The organism is Streptomyces sp. NPDC048462 (genome assembly GCF_043200175.1).
Taxonomy (GTDB): domain Bacteria; phylum Actinomycetota; class Actinomycetes; order Streptomycetales; family Streptomycetaceae; genus Streptomyces.
The window spans coordinates 1-8,439 of record NZ_JBICXG010000060.1 but is presented as its reverse complement, the minus strand read 5'-3'; the positions used below and the strand labels follow the sequence as shown (position 1 = coordinate 8,439).

8 protein-coding genes are annotated in these 8,439 nt (G+C 72.9%); 6 read left to right on the top strand and 2 right to left on the bottom strand.

Annotated features, from left to right (window positions below; all coding sequences use genetic code 11):
* Positions 1-129: 129 nt before the first annotated feature.
* Both ACGFU6_RS39140 and ACGFU6_RS39135 read right to left on the bottom strand, forming a co-directional pair.
* Positions 130-741: a DUF1349 domain-containing protein gene (locus ACGFU6_RS39140; protein WP_393617384.1), complete on the bottom strand. Its 612-nt coding sequence runs from the start codon at positions 739-741 to the stop codon at positions 130-132.
* Positions 738-2,258 carry an aldehyde dehydrogenase (NADP(+)) gene (locus ACGFU6_RS39135; RefSeq protein ID WP_393617382.1) on the bottom strand — a complete coding sequence of 507 codons (1,521 nt, stop codon included), beginning with the start codon at positions 2,256-2,258 and terminating at the stop codon, positions 738-740. The genes ACGFU6_RS39140 and ACGFU6_RS39135 overlap by 4 nt, the downstream gene beginning before the upstream one ends.
* Before the next feature lie 206 nt (positions 2,259-2,464).
* Here ACGFU6_RS39135 and ACGFU6_RS39130 point away from each other — a divergent pair, with 206 nt between their 5' ends.
* From ACGFU6_RS39130 to ACGFU6_RS39105, 6 genes are all read left to right on the top strand, one after another.
* Positions 2,465-3,235 (top strand): IclR family transcriptional regulator, encoded by a 771-nt coding sequence (locus ACGFU6_RS39130; protein ID WP_393617381.1) that lies wholly within the window; start codon positions 2,465-2,467, stop codon positions 3,233-3,235.
* A gap of 2 nt (positions 3,236-3,237) precedes the next feature.
* Positions 3,238-3,711: a GNAT family N-acetyltransferase gene (locus ACGFU6_RS39125; protein WP_393617379.1), complete on the top strand. Its 474-nt coding sequence runs from the start codon at positions 3,238-3,240 to the stop codon at positions 3,709-3,711.
* A 90-nt stretch (positions 3,712-3,801) separates the two neighbouring features.
* Positions 3,802-4,824, top strand: a complete 1,023-nt coding sequence (locus ACGFU6_RS39120) for a hypothetical protein (RefSeq protein ID WP_393617377.1) — start codon at positions 3,802-3,804, stop codon at positions 4,822-4,824.
* Positions 4,821-6,068 carry a sensor histidine kinase gene (locus ACGFU6_RS39115; protein WP_393617375.1) on the top strand — a complete coding sequence of 416 codons (1,248 nt, stop codon included), beginning with the start codon at positions 4,821-4,823 and terminating at the stop codon, positions 6,066-6,068. Before ACGFU6_RS39120 ends, ACGFU6_RS39115 begins: the two co-directional genes overlap by 4 nt.
* Positions 6,065-6,802 (top strand): response regulator, encoded by a 738-nt coding sequence (locus ACGFU6_RS39110; protein WP_393617373.1) that lies wholly within the window; start codon positions 6,065-6,067, stop codon positions 6,800-6,802. Before ACGFU6_RS39115 ends, ACGFU6_RS39110 begins: the two co-directional genes overlap by 4 nt.
* A gap of 60 nt (positions 6,803-6,862) precedes the next feature.
* Positions 6,863-8,314 carry a peptidoglycan D,D-transpeptidase FtsI family protein gene (locus ACGFU6_RS39105; RefSeq protein ID WP_393617371.1) on the top strand — a complete coding sequence of 484 codons (1,452 nt, stop codon included), beginning with the start codon at positions 6,863-6,865 and terminating at the stop codon, positions 8,312-8,314.
* The last annotated feature ends 125 nt before the right edge of the window (positions 8,315-8,439 follow it).

Here is an 8,439-nt window from a genome sequence, read left to right as displayed (position 1 = left end):
AAACGCTCGGCTGGAAAACCCCAGCCGAGCGCCTGCGTGATCTACTGACGGCCACATAAGCCATCAGGTGTTGCGAGGACCCCAAGAATCCGCCGTCCGGGAGGCGGGGCATCGCGGTGTGCGGTCCGGTCAGCTCCCGTCGCGCAGGTCCACGAGCCCCGTCGGGCGGAACGTGATCCGGTCGAAGGCGGCCTCGCAGCCGTCGCCCGTGGGTGACTGGACCAGGAAGCCGATGGACGCGGCGGCCGCCTGCTCCGGGGTGCCCAGGGCGAAGACGCGGACGAAGGTCCACTTCTCGCCGTCGGCGGAGGCGTGGCAGGCGAAGGCCTTGCCGGTACGGCTCAGGCGCAGCCAGTGGGTGTCGCCCTCCACGACGGCGGAGTTGACGTCGTCGGAGTGGCCGCGGGTGACGACCGTGCAGATGGTGGGGCGGTCCGGGGACAGCTCCAGACAGAGCTTGGCCCACTCGCGGTCGCCGACGTGGAGGTAGAGGACGCCCGCGTCGAAGGGGGCGGCGAAGCCGACCCGTACCCGGGCGATCAGCTGGAAGTCGCCCTCCGGGGCGGTGCCCAGGAGCCGGGGCGCGTCGCTCGCGGGGTCGACGGCGGCGCCGGCCGGCGGGACGAAGCGGTCCTGCCGGGCGCCCGCGCGGGCGGTCAGGGTGCCGTCCTCGTAGCTCCACCCGGTGGCGGGGCCGGACGGTTCGAGGCCGAAGGGGAGTTCGGGGAGTCGCAGGGTCATGCGCGCCGCCCGTCCACCCGGCGGGGCAGGCCCAGCGGGTTGTCCTCGCGGAGCTCCGGCGGGAGCAGGACCTCGGGGGTGGTCTGGTAGCTGACCGGGCGCAGCCAGCGCTCGATCGCGGTGGCGCCGACCGAGGTGGAGGTGGAGGTGGTGGCCGGGTAGGGGCCGCCGTGGTGCTGGGCGGGGGCGACGGCGACGCCGGTCGGCCAGCCGTTGACCAGGACGCGGCCGGCCAGCGGGGTGAGCGCGGCCAGGAGTCCGGCGGCGCTGTCGTCGGCCTGCTCCGTGGCGATCTGGAGGGTGGCGGTGAGGTTGCCGGGAAGCCGGGCCAGGACCGCGGTGACCTCGTCCTGGGTGGTGTAGCAGGCCACGACGGTGACCGGGCCGAAGCACTCCTCCAGGAGCGCGTCGTGCGGGCCCTCTGTGGTGAGCAGGGCCGCCGGTACGGTCAGGAAGCCGGCCGCGACGGTGTGCTCGCTGCCCGCGCCCGGGGTGACCGGGGCCTGCACGTCCGGGAGTCCGGCGCGCTCGCGCACTCCGGCGAGGAAGGCATCGCGCATCCGGTGGTCGAGCAGGACGCCCGCCTCGGTGTCGCTGACGGCCTCGGTGAGGGACTTCAGGAGCCGGTCGCCGGTCTCGCCCGCGGGGGCGAGGACGAATCCGGGCTTGGTGCAGAACTGGCCCGCGCCCATGGTCATCGAGCCCGCGAGCCCGGCGCCGATCTGCTCGCCGCGCTCGGCGGCGGCGGCCTCGGTGACGACGACGGGGTTGAGGGAGCCGAGCTCGCCGTGGAAGGGAATGGGGGCGGGCCTGGCCGCCGCCGCGTCGAAGAGGGCGCGGCCGCCGCGCACCGAGCCGGTGAAGCCGGCAGCGCTGACGAGGGGGTGCTTGACCAGTTCGACGCCGGCTTCGAAGCCGTGCACGACGGTGACGACGTCCTCGGGCAGTCCCACCTGGGCTGCGGCCCTGCGCAGTACGGAGGCGCAGAGTTCGGAGGTCGCCGGGTGGTCGGGGTGGGCCTTGACGACGACCGGGCAGCCGGCCGCCAGCGCGCTGGCGGTGTCGCCGCCGGGTACGGAGAACGCGAGCGGGAAGTTGCTCGCCGCGTAGACGGCGACGACGCCGAGCGGGATCTTGTAGCGGCGCAGGTCGGGCCAGGGCGGGGTGCGGGTGGCGTCCTCGTGGTCGATGTGGATGTCGAGGAACGCGCCCTCGTCCACGACCTCGGCGAACGCTCTCAACTGGGCCGCGGTGCGGGCGAGTTCGCCGGTGAGCCTGGCCGGGCCGAGCGCGGTCTCGGCGTCGGCGGCCTCGATGACGTGTTCCCCGGCCTCGGCGAGCAGGTCGGCCGCGGCGCGCAGGAACGCGGCGCGCACGGTGCGGTCGGCGAGCGAGGCGCGGACGGCGTGGGCAGCCCGGACCGCCCGGTCGACCTCCTCCGCTGTAGCCTCCACCGCAACCTGCTCACGCGGGTTCCCGGTGCGGGGGTCGACGCTCCAGACTGGTGCTGCTGCCACCGTTTTTTCCTTCCGCTCCACTGCCACACATCGGAAGTTGTTCGGTATTCTGAACAAAGTTCCTGATCGTGAATATGAAGCGACTCTATTTCCGGGCGTTCGGTGTTGGCAAGAAGTCGCGGGTTCCGTAAGCGGGCGGGTTCCGTGCGCGGGCAGGTTCATAAGTGGGCAGGTTTCGTAGAGTGGGCTGGAAGGGGCGTAGGGCGATGTCGGTTGCCGAGTCTGGTGGGGCACAGGTCAAGTCCGCGGTGCGGACGGTGGAGCTGCTGGAGTACTTCGCCGGGCGGCCTGGCATGCACTCGCTCGCGGCGGTGCAGGAGGCCGTCGGATATCCCAAGTCCAGCCTCTACATGCTGCTGCGGACCCTGGTCGAGCTGGGCTGGGTGGAGACGGACGCGACCGGGACGCGCTACGGGATCGGCGTACGGGCGCTGCTGGTCGGCACCTCGTACATCGACGGCGACGAGGTCGTCGCGGCCTCCCGCCCCACCCTGGACCGGCTCTCCGACGACACCACCGAGACCATCCACCTGGCCCGTCTCGACGGGACGAACGTGGTGTACCTCGCCACCCGGCAGTCCCAGCACTATCTGCGCCCCTTCACCCGGGTCGGCCGCCGGCTGCCCGCGCACTCCACCTCGCTCGGCAAGGCCCTGCTGGCCACCCACAGCGACGAGCAGGTGCGCAAGATGCTGCCCGAGACGCTGCCGGCGCTGACCGAGCACACGCTGACCGACCGGGAGAAGCTCATCGAGGAGCTGCACCTGATCCGCGAGCAGGGATACGCGGTGGACCGCGAGGAGAACACCCTGGGACTGCGCTGCTTCGGCGTCGCGATCCCGTACCGCACCCCGGCGCGCGACGCGATCAGCTGCTCGGTGCCGGTCGCCCGGCTCACGCCCGCGCACGAACAGACCGTCAAGGACGCGCTGTTCGACGCGCGCGACCGGCTCACCCTCGCGACCCGGAGGCTCTGACCGTGGACGTCACACTGCGCCCGGTGCGGGACGGCGATCTGCCGCTGTTCTTCGACTGGATGTCCGACCCGGTGGCGGTCCACGCCGCCGCGTTCACCAGCGAGGACCCCACGGACCGGCACGCGTTCGACGCCCACTGGGCACGGATCCTGGCCGACCCGTCGGTCGTGATGTGCAGCGTCCTCTCCGACGGGGTGGTGGTCGGCAACGCCGGGGTCTACGGACCGCCGGACGACCGTGACGTCACCTACTGGATCGACCGGGCGCGATGGGGCCAGGGGCTGGCCACCGCGGCGCTGCGGGCGCTGCTGGTCCGCGTACCGGAGCGTCCGCTGTACGCGCGCGCCGCGGCGGACAACGCGGGGTCGCGGCGGGTGCTGGAGAAGTGCGGGTTCACCGTGACGGGCAAGGACCGCGGCTACGCGAACGCCCGCGGCGAGGAAACGGCCGAGCTGCTGTTCACCCTGCCCGAATGAGCGGCGGGTGATCCGCCTCCCCCGCGCGGGGGAGGCGGATCACCGTCCGGTATGAGGTGCGCGAGCCGCCCGCGCGGGAGCGTGGACGGCATGACACAGACACCGCTCGCAGCGGCTCCCGCGCCGGCGGCCGCCCCGGTAAATCCGCGGACGCGCACCGTGCTGCGCGCCCTCGCGATCGTCGCCTGCCTGCCCTACATCGTGCTCAAGGCCGCCTGGGTCTCGGGCAGTCACCTCGGCATCCCCGACGGCAGCTCGCTGCTCGACCACCGCACCACGATGATCGTCGCCAACAGCTGTTCGGTCCTGATGGACGGTGCGGTCGTGGTCATCGCCCTGCTGCTCACCCAGGCCTGGGGCCGGCGCGTGACCACCTGGCTGCTCGTTCTGCCGATGTGGGTGGCAACAGGTCTGCTGCTGCCCATCATGGCCGGCTATCCGCTCCAGCTGCTGGTCCAGGCCCTGGGCGGCGAGATCACCAGCAGCGCCGAATCCGCCCGGCCCTTCCTCGACCAGTGGGTCTTCGCCGTCGTCTACACCGGCTTCATCGTCCAGGGCCTGGCCCTGGGGACTCTCTTCGCCCTCTACGCGAAGGACCGCTGGGGCCACCTCTGGCAGGGCGCCCTGCGTGATCTGCCCACAAGCCCAACGGCTCCCGCCCTGCGGGCCTGCGCCGTCGCGGCCTCGCTGATCGCGCTGATCCCCGGCACCATGCATCTGCTCTGGGCCGCCGGATCGACCGCCGGGCTCAACGAGACCCTGATCGCGGAGAGCAACAGCGGCTCCCACGTCGTGGACGCGGTCGACGTCGTGTTCACCGCCGCCGCCGTCGCCGGGGTCCTGCTCCTCGCCTTCCGGCGGAACTCCGCGCTGCCGCTGCGGGTACCGCTCGCCCTGGCCTGGGGCGGCTCCGGCGCGGTGGGCTGCTGGGGCGGCTGGATGGGCCTCGCCGCGCTGAGCAGCGTCGACGACATAGCCCATCGGCCCACCGCGGCCGTGGTGCTGACCTACGCTGTGCAGATGCTGGTCGGAACGCTGGTAGTGGCCATGGGCGCGTACTTTCTGACCGAGCGCGCGGCCGGTGCGCGACCGCCGTCCGGTCTCCGGGCGTGAGGCCGCTGCTCGGGCGGCGGGCCCGGCTGCGCTGGCTCCATCTGATCATCGGCGGCGCCCTGTTGATGCCGTACTTCCTGGTGGGCACGGTGATCGTCGGCTCGTTCCGGGCGGGCGCCAATGTGTTCAGCTCGCCGGTGGACCAGCTGACCGCGTTCGCCTTCGCGCTGCCGATGGCCGCGCTCACCGCGCTCTTCCCGCTCGCCCGGCCGCTGTCGGCGTCCGCCGCCCGCGCCCTGTGCGGCCTGCCGTCGGACCGGCCGCTCGCGGACGGGCCGGCCAGGACCCAGCAGGCCAGGGTCCGCGCGGCGCTCTGGTACACCCTGCACGTGGCGCTCGGCGGCATCGTCAGCGGCATGACGCTGGCGCTGACCCCCTTCGCGGTGGGCGTGACGCTGCTGCCGTTCTTCGCGGCCGTCCGCGACTCCCCGGTGATCGACGTGCCGGAGGCGCTGGACGGGCCGTGGCTCCCGGTCCTGGCGCCGCTCGCCGGGATCGCGATGCTGGTGGCGATGGCGGGCTGCGTGGCGGCGGCCGGGGCGCTGCTGGCGAACCGGGCACCGGTACTGCTGGGGCCGACCCCGGACGACCGGCTGGCCGCCGCCGAGCGCCGGGCGGCCGCACTCGCGGTACGCAACCGGCTGGCCCGGGAACTGCACGACTGCGTCGGCCACGCGCTCAGCGCCGTCACCCTCCAGGCCGGCGCCGCCCGCAGGGTGCTGGACAGCGACCCGGAGTTCGTCCGCGAGGCGCTGACCGCGATCGAGGAGACGACGCGGCGCACGGTCGACGAACTCGACTCGGTGCTCGGGCTGCTGCGGCAGGCCGCCGACGGCACCGGCGGTCCGGCCGACGGCCCAGGGCTCGACGCGCTGGACGGGCTGCTGGCACGTTGCGGGGTGCCCGTCGCGTACACCGCCGAGGGCGACCGGGGCCCGGTGCCCGAGGCCGTGGCGCACGAGGCGTACCGGATCGTGCAGGAGGGGCTGAGCAACGCGCTGCGGCACGGCGGGCGCGGTGCGCCGGTACGGTTGCGGATCACCGTGGGCGCGGAGGAACTGGAGATCGTCATGGACAGCCCGCTGCCCGGACGGCCGTCCCCGGCACGCCCCCGCGGCGGCCGAGGGCTGCGCGGCGTCCACGAGCGCGCCGTACTGCTCGGCGGCCGGGCCGGAGCCGGGCCGCACGAGGGCCGGTGGCGGCTGACCGCCTGCCTCCCCCTGCGCGCCCGGGAGCGGCCATGAGTACGCCGGTCCGGATCGTCGTGGCCGACGACGAGCGCATGGTCCGCACCGCCCTGCGGGTCATCCTGGACGCCGAGGCCGGACTGGAGGTCGTGGGCGAGGCCGCGACCGGCGCCGAGGCGGTCTCGGTGGTGCGGGAACTGCGCCCCGACGTGGTGCTGATGGACGTGCGGATGCCGGAGACCGACGGCATCCGGGCCACCGAACGGATCCTGGCCCTGGTCGACCCCGCGCCCCGCGTCGTCGTCGTCACCACCTTCGAGCACGACGCCTACGTGTACGAGGCGCTGCGCGCCGGGGCCGCCGGCTTCCTCCTCAAGCGGGCGGCGGCCGAGGACCTCGTGCAGGCGGTGCGGCTGGTGGCCCGCAGCGACTCGTTGCTCTTCCCCGCCGCGGTGCGGGCCCTGGCGGCCGAGTACGGGCGGGGCCGGCCCGCCGCCGCGCCCGCCTGGGTGGCCCGGCTCACCGACCGGGAGGCGGACGTCCTGCGGCTGATGGCGGCGGGTCTCACCAACGCGGAGATCGCCGTCCGGCTGGGCGTGGGCGCGGCGACGGCGAAGACCCATGTGGCGGGCGTCCTCGCGAAGACCGGCGCCCGGGACCGTACCCAGGCGGTCATCGCCGCTTACGAGTCGGGGTTCATCGCGCCGGGCGGGGGCGGTGCCGGGCGGGGGCGGCGCCGGGCGGGGGCGGCGCCGGGCGGGGGCGGCGCCGGTGAGCGCGACGATGAGTAATGGGTGAGAAGCGGCACAACCGGGAACGCCGTACCGCGCCCCGCACGTCCCCTGTATGGGATGAACAAGACCATAAGGCGCGCCTCGGTCTTCTGCCTGCTGCTGGTCCTCGCCCTGCTGGGGCGGGCGACATGGGTGCAGGCGTACCAGGCACGGGCGCTCGCAGACGACGACCACAACCGGCGGAACACCATCGCGCAGTACGCGCAGCCGCTCGGTGACATCATCGTGGCCGGCTCGCCGGTCACCGGATCGAAGAGGACGAAGGGCAGTGATCTCGCGTACAAGCGCACCTACAAGCAGGGCGACCTCTACGCCGCCGTCACCGGGTACAGCTCGCAGGCCTACGGCTCCACCCAGCTCGAAGGGATCTACAGCCATGTGCTGGACGGCACCGACGACCGGCTGAAGAACCCGCTGAACGTGGTGACGGGCGAGAAGACCGCCCCGGGCAGTGTGCTGACCACGATCGACCCGGACGTGCAGAAGGCGGCGTCCGACGCCCTCGGTGACGACAAGGGCGCGGCCGTGGCGATCGACCCGAAGAGCGGGCAGATCCTGGGGATGGTCTCCTCGCCGTCCTACGACCCGTCCGACATCAGTGGGACGACGGACGGCGACACCTGGAAGAAGCTGCTCGCGGACCCGGACAAGCCGATGGTCAACCGTGCGCTGCGGCAGCCGCTGGCACCCGGTTCGACGTTCAAGCTGGTGGTGGCGTCCGCCGCGCTGGAGAACGGGCTGTACAGCTCGGTCGACGAGGCCACCAAGAGCCCGGTGCCGTACACGCTGCCCGGCACCAGCACCCCGCTGAAGAACGAGAGCGCCTCCGCACCCTGCGAGAACGCGACGCTGCGCGTGGCGCTCCAGTACTCGTGCAACAACGTCTTCGGCAAGGTCGCCGCCGACCTGGGCCAGGACAAGGTGCGGGCGATGGCCGAGAAGTTCGGCTTCAACACGGAGGACCTCGACGTGCCGGTCAGGGCGTACGAGAGCGTCTACCCGGCGAAGATGGACGACGCGCAGACGGCGCTGTCGGGCATCGGCCAGTTCGAGGTCACCGCGACCCCGCTGCAGATGGCGATGGTCTCCTCGGCCCTCGCCAACGGCGGTGAGCTGGCGGCGCCGCACATGGTCTCCAAGGTGACGGACTCCAAGGGCGGCACGCTGGAGGACTTCGCCGACGGCGACATGAAGCGCATCGTCTCCGAGTCCACCGCCAAGCAGCTGCGCAGCGCGATGGTGACCGTCGTGGAGCAGGGCACCGGCACCAACGCCCGGATCGGCGGCGCGGAGGTCGGCGGCAAGACGGGTACGGCGGAGAACGGTGTGGGCAACAGCAACACCCCGTACGCCTGGTTCACCTCGTACGCCAAGGACAGGTCGAGCGGTCAGGAGGTCGCGGTCGCCGTGATCGTGGAGGACTCCGGTTCGGCGGCCTCCGAGGTCAGCGGCAACGGCCTCGCGGCCCCGATCGCGCAGAAGATGATGAAGGCCGCGCTCCAGCGGTGACCGGCACGGCATGACGCCCCGGTATCCCGTTGGCGGATTCTTGGGGTCCTCGCAACACCTGATGGCTTATGTGGCCGTCAGTAGATCACGCAGGCGCTCGGCTGGGGTTTTCCAGCCGAGCGTTT